Origin of the sequence: Lachnospira rogosae (ex Hitch et al. 2025) (assembly GCF_040096455.1) — a bacterium.
Taxonomy (GTDB): domain Bacteria; phylum Bacillota; class Clostridia; order Lachnospirales; family Lachnospiraceae; genus Lachnospira; species Lachnospira rogosae.
The window spans coordinates 54,531-71,102 of sequence record NZ_JBBMER010000008.1 but is presented as its reverse complement, the minus strand read 5'-3'; the positions used below and the strand labels follow the sequence as shown (position 1 = coordinate 71,102).

General features: G+C 35.5%; 14 protein-coding genes and 1 tRNA gene. 13 read left to right on the top strand and 2 right to left on the bottom strand.

Annotated features, from left to right (window positions below; translation table 11 throughout):
• The first annotated feature begins 182 nt into the window (after positions 1-182).
• From WMO14_RS10930 to WMO14_RS10870, 13 genes are all read left to right on the top strand, one after another.
• Positions 183-1,040 (top strand): transporter substrate-binding domain-containing protein, encoded by an 858-nt coding sequence (locus tag WMO14_RS10930; protein WP_349153834.1) that lies wholly within the window; start codon positions 183-185, stop codon positions 1,038-1,040.
• A gap of 299 nt (positions 1,041-1,339) precedes the next feature.
• Positions 1,340-2,125 (top strand): amino acid ABC transporter permease, encoded by a 786-nt coding sequence (locus WMO14_RS10925; RefSeq protein WP_022501350.1) that lies wholly within the window; start codon positions 1,340-1,342, stop codon positions 2,123-2,125.
• Between the two features lie 22 nt (positions 2,126-2,147).
• On the top strand, positions 2,148-2,909 hold the full coding sequence (locus WMO14_RS10920; RefSeq protein WP_349153849.1) for an amino acid ABC transporter ATP-binding protein: 762 nt from the start codon (positions 2,148-2,150) through the stop codon (positions 2,907-2,909).
• 112 nt (positions 2,910-3,021) lie between these two features.
• On the top strand, positions 3,022-3,693 hold the full coding sequence (locus tag WMO14_RS10915) for a cytidylate kinase-like family protein (RefSeq protein ID WP_090140766.1): 672 nt from the start codon (positions 3,022-3,024) through the stop codon (positions 3,691-3,693).
• 44 nt (positions 3,694-3,737) lie between these two features.
• Positions 3,738-4,496, top strand: coding sequence for a helix-turn-helix domain-containing protein (locus WMO14_RS10910; RefSeq protein WP_349153833.1), 759 nt, complete (start codon positions 3,738-3,740; stop codon positions 4,494-4,496).
• Between the two features lie 44 nt (positions 4,497-4,540).
• Positions 4,541-5,800 carry a class-III pyridoxal-phosphate-dependent aminotransferase gene (locus WMO14_RS10905; RefSeq protein WP_349153832.1) on the top strand — a complete coding sequence of 420 codons (1,260 nt, stop codon included), beginning with the start codon at positions 4,541-4,543 and terminating at the stop codon, positions 5,798-5,800.
• A gap of 102 nt (positions 5,801-5,902) precedes the next feature.
• A complete protein-coding gene (locus tag WMO14_RS10900; protein WP_349153831.1) occupies positions 5,903-6,967 on the top strand; it encodes a phosphotransferase enzyme family protein in 1,065 nt (354 codons plus the stop codon).
• 115 nt (positions 6,968-7,082) lie between these two features.
• On the top strand, positions 7,083-8,009 hold the full coding sequence (locus WMO14_RS10895) for an AEC family transporter (RefSeq protein WP_349153830.1): 927 nt from the start codon (positions 7,083-7,085) through the stop codon (positions 8,007-8,009).
• A 401-nt stretch (positions 8,010-8,410) separates the two neighbouring features.
• Positions 8,411-9,523 (top strand): Fic family protein, encoded by a 1,113-nt coding sequence (locus WMO14_RS10890; protein WP_349153829.1) that lies wholly within the window; start codon positions 8,411-8,413, stop codon positions 9,521-9,523.
• An 89-nt stretch (positions 9,524-9,612) separates the two neighbouring features.
• Positions 9,613-10,284 (top strand): response regulator transcription factor, encoded by a 672-nt coding sequence (locus WMO14_RS10885; protein WP_022501342.1) that lies wholly within the window; start codon positions 9,613-9,615, stop codon positions 10,282-10,284.
• Positions 10,285-10,300: 16 nt separating this feature from the next.
• Entirely contained in the window at positions 10,301-11,485 is a 1,185-nt protein-coding gene (locus tag WMO14_RS10880; protein ID WP_022501341.1) for a sensor histidine kinase, read from the top strand.
• 147 nt (positions 11,486-11,632) lie between these two features.
• Positions 11,633-12,313 carry an ABC transporter ATP-binding protein gene (locus WMO14_RS10875; protein ID WP_055176547.1) on the top strand — a complete coding sequence of 227 codons (681 nt, stop codon included), beginning with the start codon at positions 11,633-11,635 and terminating at the stop codon, positions 12,311-12,313.
• Positions 12,310-15,159 carry an FtsX-like permease family protein gene (locus WMO14_RS10870; RefSeq protein WP_349153828.1) on the top strand — a complete coding sequence of 950 codons (2,850 nt, stop codon included), beginning with the start codon at positions 12,310-12,312 and terminating at the stop codon, positions 15,157-15,159. The genes WMO14_RS10875 and WMO14_RS10870 overlap by 4 nt, the downstream gene beginning before the upstream one ends.
• A 54-nt stretch (positions 15,160-15,213) precedes the next feature.
• Here the strand turns inward: WMO14_RS10870 and WMO14_RS10865 are convergent.
• Positions 15,214-15,295, bottom strand: a tRNA-Leu gene (locus WMO14_RS10865).
• Positions 15,296-15,336: 41 nt separating this feature from the next.
• Positions 15,337-16,572 carry a glycosyltransferase family protein gene (locus WMO14_RS10860; protein ID WP_349153827.1) on the bottom strand — a complete coding sequence of 412 codons (1,236 nt, stop codon included), beginning with the start codon at positions 16,570-16,572 and terminating at the stop codon, positions 15,337-15,339.

The window sequence follows — 16,572 nt, the reverse complement described above, 5'->3', positions numbered from 1 at the left end:
TCTGCATAAGAACGTGGTATATAATTCATAAGTGAAATTTTTACAATTATTATATTAATATATCTGCTATGTTAATAGCGTCAACAGAATACAAGATTGACAAAGGCGTCTAATTCCAATGAATTAGGCGCCTTTTCTGTATGTATTTTTTACTATGGCAATGGTGAAAGGAGAGAAAAGTTATGAAGAAGAAGTTATTATCGTTAATGGTTGTAATGTCACTTGTGGTTTCAATGACATTAGGAGTTACAGGTTGTGGAAGTAAGAGTTCCGATTCAGACAAGAAAGTATTGAAGGTAGCATTTGAATGTGCATATGCACCTTACAATTGGACACAGGAATCACCAGAGGTTGGTAATGGCAAGCAGGCAGTAAAGATTAAAAATGCAGATGGATATGCATATGGATATGAAGTTGAGCTTGCACAAAGAATTGCAGACGAACTTGGCTATGAATTAGAGGTATACAAGGTTGAATGGAGTTCAATACTTATGGGACTTCAGGATGGATCATATGATGCAGTAATGACTGGTGTATGCTACAGTCCTGAAAGAGATGAGACATATGATTTTTCAACACCTTATTATAAAAGACAGATTGTTGGTGTTGTAAGAGCAGATAGTGAATATGCTAATTATACTAAGCTTTCACAGTTTGCGGGTAAGAATACTAAGTTAACAACACAGATTGCAACTAACTATGTACCTTACAAGGACGAAGTACCTGGCGGTGTAATTGCAACAGACTATGAAACATCATCAGAATGTTTTCTTGCAGTACAGAATAAGACAGCCGATATGGTTATACTTGATTACACAACATCAATATCAGCACTTTCAACTATGAATAATTTAAAGATGCTCAATCTTGATTTCACAGAGCCAGAGGGTGCATCGAATGACTGCTGTATAGTATTCAGGGAAGGTGATCCAATGAGAGATACAGTTCAGGAAGCACTTGATAAGCTTAACTGGAATGACAAGGCTGAATTTGATAAGTTAATGGATGAAATGGTTAAGTTACAGCCATCATCTAACTAAATAAGACTAAAGTAATAGTTGATAATTAATCTGACAAAGTACTACATAATAGTTTAACCTTATAAAAATAATAAAAGTCCACAGACTTTCCTGTCAAAGGCGGCAGGACCTTACAGGGGAAGTCTGTGGCTTTTTTATGTAACAGGAAATTCCGATAGAATCCCCTATTATATAAAATGCACTATGTGCCTATAATGCACACTCGCACGAAGATATAGTTTGACGCAAATGACCGTGCCCGGTGCGGGAATGTGCTTTGCACATTCCTTTTTATAATTAAATGTATGGGAGGTAAAGGTATGTATAGTTCAATAGTGGCATTAGCGGCCAATACGCCAGGTGCTGATGGAACACTGTTCCAATGGAGCTGGTTTATATTTAATAAATACTCAACACTATTTTTAAAAGCTACCTGGGTAACACTTTATGTGTCACTTATAGGTACAATATTAGGATTTATTCTTGGTTTTGCAGTAGGAATAATCAATACAGTACAGATACATAAAGAAGACAATATAGTAAAGAAGATCCTGATAAGAATATTAAAGATAATTGTAGTTGTATATGTTGAAATATTCAGGGATACCCCAATGATTGTTCAGGGAATGGTTATTTACTATGGCTTAAGACAGAATGACATAATGATAACTTCAATTATTGCAGGTATTCTTGTTACAACACTTAATACCGGAGCTTATATGGGTGAAACAGTAAGAGCAGGTATTAAGTCAGTAGATGCAGGACAGGAGGAAGGAGCACTCGCTATGGGAATGTCACATTTCAAGGCAATGCTTTACATAATTGTTCCACAGGCATTAAAGAATGTAATACCTGAGATGTGTAATACATTTGTTAATAATTTGAAGATGACATCAGTATTAAACGTTATCGGTGTATCAGAGCTGTTCCTTATGGCAAAGACAGCAGGTGGTGCATATTACAAATATTTTGAATCATATATTGTAATTTCAATCATTTATTTTGTTTTATGTTTTGTATTTAACAGAATATTTGCAGTTGTTGAAAAGAAGTTACAGGGACGAAGCGATTATGAGCTTGCAACTGAATTCCTTGATAATGAGTGATAAGCAGGCAGGAATGGAGGTTATTATGGCAGAGTCAATTATTAAAGTAGAAAATCTCGTAAAGTCATTTGGTGACCACGAAGTATTAAAAAAAATAGATTTTGAAATATCAAAGGGTGAAGTCGTATGTATTATAGGTTCTTCAGGTTCAGGCAAATCAACATTGCTACGTTGTATTAACCACCTTGAAACACCTACAGGCGGCAAAATATTATTTCATGGGGAAGAGGTTAAGAATACACAAAGCTCACTTTCCAAATACCGGTCACAGGTTGGAATGGTGTTCCAGTCATTTAACCTGTTTAATAATATGACGGTATTAAAGAACTGTATGTTTGGTGTACAGAAGATACTTCATCTTAGCAAGGAAGAAGCTAAACTTAGGGCTATAAAGCATTTAAGAGAGGTTGGAATGGCAGCATATATCAATGCCAAGCCGGCACAGTTATCAGGTGGACAGAAACAGAGAGTTGCCATTGCAAGAGGTCTTTGTATGAATCCGGAGGTACTTTTATTTGATGAACCTACCTCAGCACTTGACCCAGAGATGGTAGGAGAAGTCCTTAATGTTATGAAAGAGTTAGCAGATGAGGGACTTACAATGATAATTGTAACCCACGAGATGGAATTTGCGAAAAATGTATCAACAAGAACAATATTTATGGATAACGGATATGTTGTTGAGGACGAAAGTCCGGATATATTATTTACTAATCCTAAGAATGAACGAACAAGAACATTCTTAACAAGATATATGGAAAGCGGCGTAAAGAAGGGTGCTTAATAATGGTAATTTAAGTAACAGCGAAATATAAGTAATAGTGGAATATATGTAACAAAGTGAGCAGGCACTAACTTGACTTGCACAGGAAACGCGTGCAGAAAAGAGGATTATTATGGATAATTTGGTTATTACAGTAGCAAGAGGCTTTGGCAGCTGTGGAAAAAGAATTGCCAAGCAGATAGCAGATGATTTGGGAATACATTGTTATGAGAACAGAATACTTATGCTTGCCTCTCAGATGAGCGGACTTGATGAGGAAGTATTTGCAGAGGTTAATGAGAAATTGAGAAGCCAGAATGTATTTTCGGCATTTCTTAAAGGACTTCCAATGCAGCGTTCTCCTAAAGTAGAGGACAGGAAGTTTGTATCAGATGAGAAGTTATTTGAGTACCAGAAACAGATTATAGAACAGCTTGCCGATACAGAAAGTTGTGTGATTGTCGGAAAATGTGCTGACTGGATATTAAAGGACAGACCTAATGTTATAAGCCTTTATATTGAAGCACCACGAAGATTTACACTTAAAGAGATTATGAACAGAATGGGTGTTAATGAAGCCACAGCGGCAAGGTCAATTACACAGACAGATAAATACCGTGCAGAATATTATGAACATTATACAGGAGGCAACTACTGGACTAACCCAGTGAACTATGATCTTACTATAAATACGGAAAGAGTGGGATTTGAGGGTGCTGTAAAGCTTGTTGAAGATTATATAAAGATAAAATATCCAGATTTTAATATAAAATGCACTAATACAGGAAGCACACAGGAAGCTTAATAAAAAGCCTGAAGTTAAGTGCACATAAGAAAGAAGGTGTTACTATGCAGGTTAAGACTTATCTTATATCAGAAGGTGTTAAATATACAGAGACCATAATACAAGATGGTTATATTAATAAGATATATAAAGTTGATAATTGCAGGAAAGATATATATGCAATTCCTGATGCCTGCATAGACATACAGTTTATATATGAAAAGGGCAGATATGTTCCATATGCGTGCGGAACACATACTAAGGTCAGCCCTGCATATATAAGTGGAAGCAAGAAAACTTTTGCAGTTAAATTTGAACCAGGTGTAATTCCAGATTTTATGAAAGAGTATATTTCGGACATAGTATGTGACAGAAAATGCCTTGCTTATATAGATGATATACAGAATATATCATCTATGCTTCAAAATGAAGATGATTTTGAAAAAATGGTGGATATTTTTATGGATAATTTCCGGTATGACAGGCATTTTGCAGATAAGAAAAATATTATTGCAAGCATAGCAGGCATTATTCATAAGGGTAAGGGCAATATAAATATTGCAAAGATAGCCGAAGAGGTAGGCTACAACCAGAGATATCTTGATCGTGTGTTTAAGGAAGCTGTTGGCGTTTCTATGAAAAAATATGCGGAAATAATAAGAATACAGAAGGCAATATATTATTTGCAGAACAGTCTTACTTATGAGATATACGAAAGGCTTGGATATTATGACCAGGCACATTTTATAAAGGATTTCAAGAAAAATACTTCACTTACACCGAGCAGGTTTGAGAGGGCCAACAGCCAGTATAAGATAGTATAGTTAATGGCAGCAGTAACATAAGTGTTATAGAAAAGAGGTAGTCTATGAGTTATATTAATAATCCAGATATCACTAAGGAAGATATATTAAAGAAAAGTTTGGCACATTGGAATGTTGGAAAGACACAGGAATGGATTGACAGGGATATGGCTATCGTTATGGGCAAAAGAGAGGGCTATTATTTCTGGGATATGGATGGCAGAAAGTTCTTAGATATACATATTAATGGTGGTACCTACAACTTAGGACATAGAAATAAAGAGATTATAGGTGCTTTAACAGATGCTATGACAGAGCTGGATATAGGTAATCATCATTTTACAGGAATAACCAAGGCACTGCTTGCGGAGCAGTTGACAAGCCTTTGTCCTGACGGACTTGATTATGCATGCTTTTCAACCTGTGGTGGTGAAGCAGTTGACCTTGCAATAAAGAGTGCAAGATATGCTACACAAAGAAAGAGAGTTGTATCAATTCAGGGCTGTTATCATGGACATACAGGTCTTTCAGTATCGACAGGAGATGCAAGATTTAAAGATCCATTTCTTTGTCAGGGAGCACCTGGAGAATTCGTACAAGTTCCCCTTAATGATCTTGATGCAATGGAGGCAGAGCTTAAGAAAGAAGATGTAGCGTGTGTAATTATAGAATCACTTCTTGCAACTTATGGCTTCCCAATTCCAGATAAGGGCTATCTTGCAGGTGTTAAGAAGCTTTGCGAGAAATATGGAACATTGTATATAGCAGATGAAACACAGACAGGTCTTATGAGAACCGGAAAAATGTGGTGCTTTGAACACGAGGGCTTCGTTCCGGATATGATTACAACAGCTAAAGGCTTTGGAGGTGGAATATATCCAATATCAGCAACGGTTATGAACAAAAAAGCGGCAAGCTGGATGTTTGATATAGGAAGAATGCACGGTTCTACCTGTGGTAATTCAGAATTAGGCTGTGTTGTTGCGATGAAGGTTCTTGAAATATCAACAAGAAAAGAAACAGTTGATAATATTAATAAGAATACCAAGCTTCTTACAGAAAGAGTTAATGCACTTATTGATAAATATGATGGATTTATTACAGGTTATACACAGCGTGGTGTAATTATGGGTATTAATTTTGACTGTAAAGATGCAAGCAAGACAGTATGTAAGCCATTATTTGATAATGGCGTATGGTCACACAATTCAAGACTCCACCCTAATACATTGCAGTTAAAGTTAGGACTTTTGTGTGATGATGCATTTATGGACGAATTATTTGAAAAAATGGATAAGGGTCTTGCACAGGCACTTTCAAAGTAGGTTAGAAGTAAAGATTAGTTAAAGCAGGATATTTTAAGATACTCATTGTGATTTTTCAGGAAAGTTCTAAGTGAATTATGTATGTGCGGAAAAGAGGGCTATATGAATGATACACGACAGGCATTAGAAAAAGATGTAAGAGATAATTTATTATTGCTGTATGATTTTGATAAAGATTATGATGTAAAGTTATTGAAATATTCAGAAAATGTTATATTCAAAATTACATTTAAAGAAGCTTTTCCTGTAGTTTTCCGCATACACAGACCGGGGTATCACAATATAGAAGAACTGGAAGGCGAAATATTATGGATGGACGAAATCCACCGTGATACAGATGTGGAACTTCCAGTCGTATATCGTGGCAGGGATGGCAGATTTCTTCAAAAAATGACTACATTTTCTGGTGAAGAAGTATATGTTTCAGTTATATCATTTCTTGAAGGAAGCCCACTTGGTGAGCTTAAAGATGACGAACTTATAAAAGGACTTGAAAGCCTTGGAGAAATAACAGCGAAGCTTCATATGCAGTCAATTAACAGAGATAAGAGCGTTGTTATTAAGAGATTTTACTGGGATATCAACAATCTTTTTGGCGACAATAACGGTGGAATATGGGGCTCGTGGCGTGATTATAAGGCTTTAACTAAAGAGCAGTACAGGATACTTGAAAAATGTACATCTGTAATGAAGGACAAACTTAATTATTATGGCAGAAGCAATGAAAAATTCGGACTTATCCACGCAGATTTACATTTTTATAATGTGATTAATAATAATGGTGTCAACCAGATAATAGATTTTGATGACAGCGGTTATGGATTTTATATGTATGATATGGGCTGTGCACTTGTTACTTATTCGAGAAATCTGACAAAGCTTGAAGGAGCGTGGGTAAGAGGCTATGAGAAAGTAAGAAAATTATCAGACGAAGACAAGAAGTTTATACCGATGTTCGTATTATTAAGGCGTATTACAAGACTTGCGTGGCTTGCGACTCATAGTGACAGTGACACAGCCAAGACTGTAGATGATGAATATCTTGATGTCACTATTGATATGGCTAAGGAGTGGTTAAAAGCCAATACCAGGGTAGCTGTTATTACGGGTGCGGCTGGCGGAATAGGCTATGGAATTGCAAAAAAATTCTTAGAGTCTTGCAAGTGATGATGCAGAGTATGTTACAGGCACAGCCAATATAATAGATGGTGGTAACATAATTCCTGAGACTGGGGTTATGGGTACAGAGTAAATAATATATTTGTGTAGGAGCTGGTGAAGTATGGTAAATGTTGTTATGACTGCACTTGTGTATCTGCTGACTATGGTGATGTCGTATATTTTAAAAAGAGTAGGGCTGTTTCATAAAGAAGACAAAAAGGTGTTGTCAAACCTGATATTTTATATTACTCTGCCAGCTTCTTTAATAAGCAGCTTCGCTGGGGCAGAAGTAAATGTATACTATGTAATAGCGATACTGCTGGGATTTCTGGTTAATACGGTTATGGTGATATCAGGACAGATAGTTTCGGCTGATAAAAGTCCTGAATTAAAGGCAATATATTCAGTTAATGCTTCGGGATTTAATATGGCCTGTATTGCAATTCCATTCTTATCAACCTTTTATCCAGCAGGTGTGCCTTATCTATGTATGTTTGATGTCGGAGATTCTTTTTATACATTGGGAACAACCTATGCAATAGGCAAAATGAGACTTAATGGAGGCAGTAAAGATAAAAATGATAATTATGTATTAACAATTTTAAAAGGATTGTTAACATCAGTTCCATTTGATACATATATGATTATGACAATACTGTCATTTCTTAATTGCAGGCTTCCGGATTTTATAACGATGGCAGCAGATTTCTGTGGAAAAGGAAACGGATTTATTACAATGATAATGATAGGTGTGTCATTAGAACTTCATATGAGCAGAGAGTCTGCAAAAGAAGTGATAACACTGCTTTCAATGCGTTATGTTATTGGTATTATTGCAGCTGTGCTTATATATTGCGTACTTCCGGCACCGCTAGTTATGAGACAGATATTAGCGGCGGCAATGTTCGCATCATCAGCGGCTGTGTCAATAATATATAGCGAGAGGCTGGGTGTATCTACCGATATAGCGGCGGCGTTAAATCCGATATCTACGATACTTATGATTCCTATTATGTCGCTGGTGGTGATGGGGACTATGGGGAGGTAGGTAAATATAAGACCAGACGGACGTTGTGCGAGGGTGTTATATTACCGCTGGGCACGCTCTCGCTGCTTGTAGCCGTAGCGGACACGTAAGCGGCTAAAGGACAGCCGCTAAGTGCCGACGGCTGCAAAAGCACCCAGCTTGTAATATAACAGCCTCGCACAACTGTGCGTTGGCGATATTTAGGTGATGTGTAGTGGTCACGGGGATATTTCTCTTAGAAAATATCCCCGTGATTTTTTTATGCTCAATTTTTGGGATAGTGTAGATGTATTGTGGGGATAATGTAATTTTAGAGGGGAATAGTGTAATTTTAGTGAAAAATAGTGTAATAATAGTGTAATTTTAGTGGAAAAAATATGAGGGGGATTGTATTATATATTTATGAGGATATATGTAAGGAGATGATGTTATTAGTGATAAAGGCTGTTTTAAATAACGATATTGTACGAATGATAACTAATATTGAACAGAATAAATTTACGCTTAATAATATAAAATTACCAGCTATTACGAGAAATAAACTTCGTAAGAATTCTAAGAAAAAGAGTTCGTATGCTTCTAATAAAATAGAGGGAAATCCGTTGACGGAAAAGCAGGTAAGCGATGTTATAGATAAAGATGAGCATAAGCATTTTTTAAAGCCAGAGCAGGAAGTTCGTAATTATTATATGGCACTGAATTATCTTGAGGAGCAGATAGCTAAGAAAGCACCATTTACAAAGGAACTTATATTAAAGGTCCAGTCAATTGTAGAAAAAGGGGCATCTAAAGAAAAAATAGGTTTAAGGGGTGCAATGCCGCCGGGATATTTATTTGCTGTGTATGATTCTGAGACACAGGAAGCAGAATATATACCACCAGAGTATAATGAGATACCTGAATTATTAGATGAACTTGTTGAGTATGTTAATACAACTGATGACCATCCACTTATTATAGCGGCAATTGTTCATTATCAGATAATTACAATACACGCATTTGAAGATGGTAATGGAAGAACAGCGAGACTGCTTTCAGGATATATATTAGATTATTATGGTTATGGATTTCAGGGTATAGGCTCATTAGAGGAATATTTTGCATATGACTCAGATGAATACTATAGTTCATTACAAATGGGTCTGCCAGCATTGTACTATATGGGGCGCGAAAATCCACCTCATCCAGAGATATGGATAACGTATTTTTTGAGAATGATGGAATTATATTCTAATAAGGTCTGCGAGTTATCAATGGAAACCAATAAGCAGAGTGAACAAGTTAATTTATCTTATCTTAATAAGAAGGATAAAGAATTATTAGCATATTTAATAGAGAATAAAATGTATGAATTTAAGCCTGTTGATGTGGCAGGAGCATTGAAAGTTACTAATAAGACCGTTATTAACAGATGTGCGAAATTATATTCTAATGGATTTGTAGTTCCTGTTATTACAGGGGTAAGAATTATGGCATATAGATTGACAGATTACACAATAAGTAATGCAGATACAATATTAAAGAACATTTTGTAAGCTGATTGCAAGCTATATATGTTAATATTAATCATATTACAATTATTACAATGTTAAGAGAATTAGTGAGAGTAAAAGAGGTGGGGTTAGTGTACAGGATAATGATTGTGGAAGATGACAGGGAATTAAGGGAGACATTAAAGGAACTGCTTATCTTAAAGAATTATGACGTTATAACGGCAGGAAGTGTTAAAGAATTTGATGAGCATACGGATATATATGATATGTATCTGCTTGATGTGAAGCTTCCTGATGGTGATGGGTTTGACATTTGTGAAAGAATAAGACATAACAGCGACGCACCGATTATATTTATTACCTCGTGCGATGATGAGGAATCTATTATAAAAGGGCTTGATATGGGCGGAGATGACTATGTGACGAAACCATTTCATAATGCGGTGCTGTTATCAAGAATAAGTGCCAATCTGCGAAGAAGAGATATGAATTCAGGTGATGTCTATAATAAAGGAAGCCTGTCAGTGCATTTTGACCAGTATAAGCTTTATCGTGACGGCAAAGAGCTTAAGCTATCATCAAATGAATGGGATATTATAAAGATATTGATTGAGAATAAAGGCAGGGTTGTAAGGCGTGATGTGTTCTTTGACAGACTGTGGGATATGCACGGCAATTATGTGGAATATAACACACTGACAGTTACAATGAGCAGATTAAAAGCAAAGCTTGGAACATTCTCAGATGAGCATATTCCATATATTGAAACAATAAGAAATGTAGGATACCGCTGGATAATATAAAAAGAGGGGGAAAGCTATGGGAATAGTTAGAATTACAGAAGAAGATGTTAAGAAAAACGTAAGAAATTATAGAATAAAACAGACATTTTTCGTGTTAGGAGTAATGGCTGTAAGTGTGATTATAATAGTGTCGTTAATTGTATATTATAATATTAAACAAAGGGCTCTTGTTGGAGCTCTTTATTTGTCAGATGAGAATTCGGCAGTACAGCTTGTTAATAACCTGATGTATCTTAATATTAATAAGTATACGTTACAGGCAGGCTCTGATGCAATGCTTGAGGCAGGATATTCAGCTAAAGGCTACACATATTTATTAAGGATAAATGGAGAGCTTGTAAGTTATATTGTAATAGCTTTAATACTTGCTGTAATTCTTATATACGGTCTTATCAGCTGTTATAAGATTGGCAAGAAAGATTATATGGGACAGATTAAGGTTATTGCAGGAAAAAATGTTTCTTTGAAGGAGGAGCTTAATAAAGAACACGAATATAACAAAATACAATATAAGAAAATGCAGGAGTTCGTTGAAAATATAGCACACCAGATTAAGACACCACTGTCTGTAATTACTATGAAGCTTGAGATGATACAGGAATTATGTGGAATTAATGAAGATATATGCAGACTGATAACAGATTGTACGAAGAATACATTTAAAATTAAGATGTTTATTAAGAAATTACTAGACATAAGCCGTATAGAGTCAGGAAAAATCACACTTTCATCAGATGAGATAGTTATTGATTATATAGTTGAGGAGAGTGTGGAGTGTTCGGTTGATGATAAGCAGAAAGTGTCGGTTAATTATGGCAATGAAGACAGACATAGAAAGATGTATGCAGATGAGGGCTGGCTTTTAGAGGCGTTGATTAATGTTATAAGTAACTGTTATGAACATATTAACCAGAAGAAGGATGGTATGGTCTATATAGATATAAGCAGTAATTCAGAGGTATGTATGATAACTATATCTGATAATGGAGATGGAATACAGGATTGTGATATAGCAGGAATATTTGACAGATTTATGAGCAGGAAAAGTCAGGACGAATTCCACGCAGGAATAGGACTTAACCTGTCGAAACTTATAATAGAAGCACACCACGGAAATATAAGGGCAGGCAATAGTGACAAGTATGGAGGGGCACAATTTAAAATAATACTGCCATTATATAAATTTAAGGGCAAATTGTAAGTTGTATGTAAGTCGTGCAATATATAATACAGTCATAGCAATAAATAATAAATGTACAACAGTTAGTAATCAGACAGGCAGCAGTACATTAAGCAGTGATGAAGTACTGCGGACAAGCCTGATAACAAAAGATAAGGAGGTGTGAAGATGGAATACATATTGAAAGCAGAGGGTATATGCAGAACCTATCATACTGGAACAGTTGAGGTACACGCATTGAAAAAATGCGACATTAATATTAAGAAAGGTGAATTTACTGCGATAGTAGGAAAGAGTGGTTCGGGTAAATCGACACTTTTAAGAATATTAGGAACGCTTGATAAGCCAGATGAGGGTAATGTATGTATAGATGGCATTAATATAGCTGAACTTAAGGACAGGCAGTTATCAAAGTTCAGACGTGAGAATATCGGATATATATATCAGGATTACAGCCTTATACCAGAATATACAGCGTATGAGAATATAGTCCTGCCATTAATTCTTGACAATAAAGACATTGACGGGGACGAAGTAAGGGAATTGATGAGTTCGTTGCAGATAGAATATTGTTATGAGAAATATCCGTATGAGATGTCAGGGGGTGAGCAGCAGAGGGTGGCAATAGCAAGGGCATTGATTAATCATCCGGCTGTTGTATATGCTGATGAACCAACTGGTAATCTTGATGCAGGAAGTTCAGAAAATGTAGCTGCAATGCTTGCATTAGCGGCAAGTAAATACCGCCAGACGATTATTATGGTAACACACGATAAGCAGATGGCTGGATATGCAGACAGGGTATTGAGTATTGTAGATGGAAATGTATCATCGGAGGTGAACGTATGAACATAGAATTGCTGGAATACTGCCTCAAAGGACTGCGTAAAAGGTGGAAAGAAGTATTAAGAACTTTGATTGTGATATTTATAGCCTTTACATTTGTAGCTGGAACACTTATATTCCAGAGCAATATGTATAAATGGCAGATACAGTCAGCTAAGAGCCGTTTTGGAAGCTGGTATGTAATGTATGAGGGCTCAGTCAAGGCTGAAAATAATGATTTGAAAAATCATCCGTATCTTGGAACTGCCGGTCTGGCACAGGTTAATAATTATGTATATAATTCGGTGGGAAAGACTGATATAAGTATTGGCACGTTGTCAGACAGATTTATTGAGATAGGTAATATAAAGCTTAATAAAGGAAGAATGCCAGCAAAGGATAATGAGATTGCAGTTGAGTGGAGTACACTTATAAAGCTTGAACAGGGCAGTGATATTGGACAGGATATAGTTATTGATACATATCTGAATGGAACTTCTGATAAATTAACTAAGACATATAAGCTTGTTGGAATACTTAACAGTTACACAGATGTGTGGCATGGCGGTGATAAGCTTCCAGGTATCATTGTAACTGAGAGTGAGGGAAAAGCCATTAACAGATATGGCGGCGGTATATTTATTTATCCTATTAATGATTACATCAAAGAGGATTATAGGGATATATACAATGGAATTGAGCAGAAGGTAAGTCCTATATATATTACATATAACAGCAGTGTATATGATTATAAGCCGTGGAAGGATAATTATGTATATAAATATATGTACATAGTTGTTATGATACTTGCCATAGCAGCAATAATATATCAGCTTATATCGTATAATAAAGCAAGAAGCAGGACACGCAGTATTGTTAAGAACATAGGTGCAGGCAATGTACAGATGGCATTTATAATTATAATTGAAAATGCTGTTATATTGATAAGTTCATTGCTGTTATGTCTGATTTTTTCAATAGTTGCAGGGAAAGCGGTATGTATATTTATTGAACACAAATGTGGTTTTGAGTTCTACTCAATAGATAATAGTGTGTATGTTAATACATTTCTGACATTTATAATAGCTGTAATTATGTGCTGTGTCATCAATATAATTCAATGGAGTAAAAGAAGCAGGGGACAGTCTTACAGGGTTAGAAAGTATAAGAAACCAAGGATACGCAGTAAGTCAATCAATAAGGATAATTATATATGTTACACGCATAAAAGGCTTATGCAGTCGCACGGAGCAGTCCAGAATATACTTACAAGGGTATTTGGCATATTAATGCTAGTAATAATAGTTGTATGTGCTATGAACATATCTGTAACATATAAAAACTATAATAATATCACAAAGAGTTCAGATATAATAGCTTTTAAAAAGGTTGATAAAAAAGGCTATTATAATATTAATTATATATATAACCCTGTTGCAATATGGACCAATGAGATGAAGGAGAAATTCAGTAAAGACAGCAGTTATTTATTAATAGCTGAGCAGAATGGCAAAGTTGATAATGTAACAAAAGAAGAATATTTTCAGAGGTCAAAAAATATACCACAGAACAATGACAGTGGAATAATTTATACATATGGCAATGTGGTTATTGAAAAGTATGCAGATGCCTATATGTATCAGGGAATAGATGAGCACATAATAGATTATATAAAGGGAATATCCGGAATAAAAGATGTGCAGTATTCCTGTTTTGAAACGTCAAGGATGTGGACCTGGGAAGGCTGGAATATACAGGAGGCTAAGTCAGTAAATAATAATTATCTGTATGCGGCTGAGTATGTTGAGCCATCTTATGAAATCTATAATATACTGATAGATTATGCTAAGGATTGCGATTTTAGTTATGAAGATTTCTGTAATGGCGATGCGGTAATTGTATTTGAAGAACCCAATATACATGGAGGGTATGATAGTACAATTGGCAAAGATACGAAGATAAATCTTATGAATTATTGCAGCTTTCCAAAAGGTTCTACATCTTATGACAGTTCTTATGGTGGTGAATATTACGAAAATTTATATGAATATATGTATAATAATGGAATGATAACGGTTAATGATAATTACAAGTCATTTAATGAGGATTATCTTACTTCTGATATAACCACAGAAGAGCTTGATAAAAGGTGCAGGGAAATAATGAATATAGATGAAAATATTCAGGTCAGCAGGTCAGTTGCTGAAGGTATCGTTGGAAATACTATTTTAAATGAATATGAATATGATACTCTTTTTGCACCGGCGGCAGTGACAAGGGCTGCTAATGTAGTCTATGTTAATGATGAAATAAAGGAAAGATTAAAAGAGTATATACCTGAGTATGCCAAATATACGATGGTAGCTTCTAATAAGCTTGGACAACGGGCCGTAGACCGCCAGAATGAATTGCTTAGAAATCTGCTTGGTATGGAAGAATTACCAGAAACAATTACACTTGCAATGAAATACAACCAGATTAATGTAAAGTACAGCTTAGATTCGGTAAATCTTTCTACAGGCAATAATCTGCAATCATATCTTGGACCAGCAGGATTTTCATATTATGTGTATTCAGATGATAAAGATGATGCCAGAAGGGAAGCAATAGTCAATTACATATTATATGGAGTATCTCTGGCGGCAGCAGTATTCGTGTATATAGCAGTATCTCTGGTTATTCTTGTAACGAGAATGAAACAGTATAAAGATATAATACGTGTTATGAGGAATACAGGTGCAGACAGGGAAGTAATAGAGAAAATCTGTATGAAGGAATGTATCGTGTTATCGCTGTGGTGTATAATACTTGCACCAGTAACGCTTGTGGCAGAGTATCTTGTAATACATAAGATAATCAAAGGATACTAAAATATAATTAGAATTAAAGATATAATCAAAATATAAATATTTTAAAATAAAAAATGCGGATGACAGGAATCGAACCTGCACATCGTACGATACTAGAACCTAAATCTAGCGCGTCTGCCAGTTCCGCCACATCCGCAAGTAAATATTATTTTAACATATAACAAAAGAATAGTCAACTTATCTTAACAGGGTCTCTATAATGGAGGCTCTGTTTTTCCAGTCGTGCCTGTTATGGCACAGGCTGTAAGCGTTATCAGCAATAGCCTGAAGCTTATTGTCGTCTGCTAATAATTTTTTAATATAGTCTGTAAGAGGCTTGGTGATATTAAGGTCATACCCGGAAAGCTCATAATCCCTTAACATATTAAGGTCATACAATATTATATTCTGTCTGTCGGTGAATAATTCATCAATATATATAGATGAGTCAGAGAGGCTGACAGCACCATTAAGACAGCTGTTAAATATACGGTCGTGAATGCCATTTTTAAACCAGGGCATTACATTAAGTGATATTTTGGACTGGCTTATCATATCAAGGCATTTCTGGGAATTAACACCGCCGTGCATAATGATATTCTCAGGGTGGTTACATTCTATATAATTATAGCCGGAACCATATGTATTAAGCTTTATTCCAGAGTCTGCAAGCATACGGATAACAAGCTGTCTGTAGTGAAATCTTACAGAAAGGTCAACATACATCATTGGCGGCATACAGTTGGCGAGCTGTTCATCAGTTATTTCTGGAAATTCTTCTTTAAGACACATTTCTGAGAGCTCATCAATAGTAAGGTCTGGTGACATAATAAGGCGTTCTAAGGCACTTTCATAGAAATCAATATAATCCTGTTCCATATTATTAAGCTGCTTTCTTAGAATATGCTTAGGAGTGTAATTGCCTGTAAATATTACATCGATTGGACGTTGGCACATTGGCAGGTAATCATAATCTTTCATAAGCTTTCTGTGTTTATTGAGCTCGGTTCCGGCAGATGGGATAAAATATACATCAACATCGGGAAAGAAGCGTTTCATATAATCAATATGCATATGGTCAATATTGACCTGACGATAATGTTCAGGCAGAGCTTTAAGAAACTGATTGTAATATAAAGGGTGGTCAACAACGATATTAATAACTGTAACACCAGAATAGTCCCAGAAGTTCCAGCCATCATTGTTATATAACCCTTCTTCGCCCTCAAGTCCCTCAAAGTTAAAGGTAATTGCATAGAGCTGTTCATTGCATTGATTATTATAATAGTGCATAAGCTCATTAAAGCTGTTCTTTGATAAAAGCAGGTTGTACCAGAATATTTCGTATCCCTTGCTTTCTAAATATTCAGCTATTTCAACAGAGAAGAACTCAAGTGTTTCAACTCCACCTTTAAACATTATTATCCTTTTCAT

Excerpts from the sequence above, each read along its gene's own strand:
- WMO14_RS10890 (WP_349153829.1), top strand. The coding sequence starts at position 8,411 with ATGATGTTATTAGTGATAAAGGCTGTTTTAAATAACGATATTGTACGA.
- WMO14_RS10925 (WP_022501350.1), top strand. The coding sequence starts at position 1,340 with ATGTATAGTTCAATAGTGGCATTAGCGGCCAATACGCCAGGTGCTGAT.
- WMO14_RS10930 (WP_349153834.1), top strand. The coding sequence starts at position 183 with ATGAAGAAGAAGTTATTATCGTTAATGGTTGTAATGTCACTTGTGGTT.
- WMO14_RS10870 (WP_349153828.1), top strand. The coding sequence starts at position 12,310 with ATGAACATAGAATTGCTGGAATACTGCCTCAAAGGACTGCGTAAAAGG.
- WMO14_RS10880 (WP_022501341.1), top strand. The coding sequence starts at position 10,301 with ATGGGAATAGTTAGAATTACAGAAGAAGATGTTAAGAAAAACGTAAGA.
- WMO14_RS10910 (WP_349153833.1), top strand. The coding sequence starts at position 3,738 with ATGCAGGTTAAGACTTATCTTATATCAGAAGGTGTTAAATATACAGAG.
- WMO14_RS10895 (WP_349153830.1), top strand. The coding sequence starts at position 7,083 with ATGGTAAATGTTGTTATGACTGCACTTGTGTATCTGCTGACTATGGTG.
- WMO14_RS10915 (WP_090140766.1), top strand. The coding sequence starts at position 3,022 with ATGGATAATTTGGTTATTACAGTAGCAAGAGGCTTTGGCAGCTGTGGA.
- WMO14_RS10900 (WP_349153831.1), top strand. The coding sequence starts at position 5,903 with ATGAATGATACACGACAGGCATTAGAAAAAGATGTAAGAGATAATTTA.
- WMO14_RS10905 (WP_349153832.1), top strand. The coding sequence starts at position 4,541 with ATGAGTTATATTAATAATCCAGATATCACTAAGGAAGATATATTAAAG.
- WMO14_RS10860 (WP_349153827.1), bottom strand. The coding sequence starts at position 16,572 with ATGAAAAGGATAATAATGTTTAAAGGTGGAGTTGAAACACTTGAGTTC.
- WMO14_RS10875 (WP_055176547.1), top strand. The coding sequence starts at position 11,633 with ATGGAATACATATTGAAAGCAGAGGGTATATGCAGAACCTATCATACT.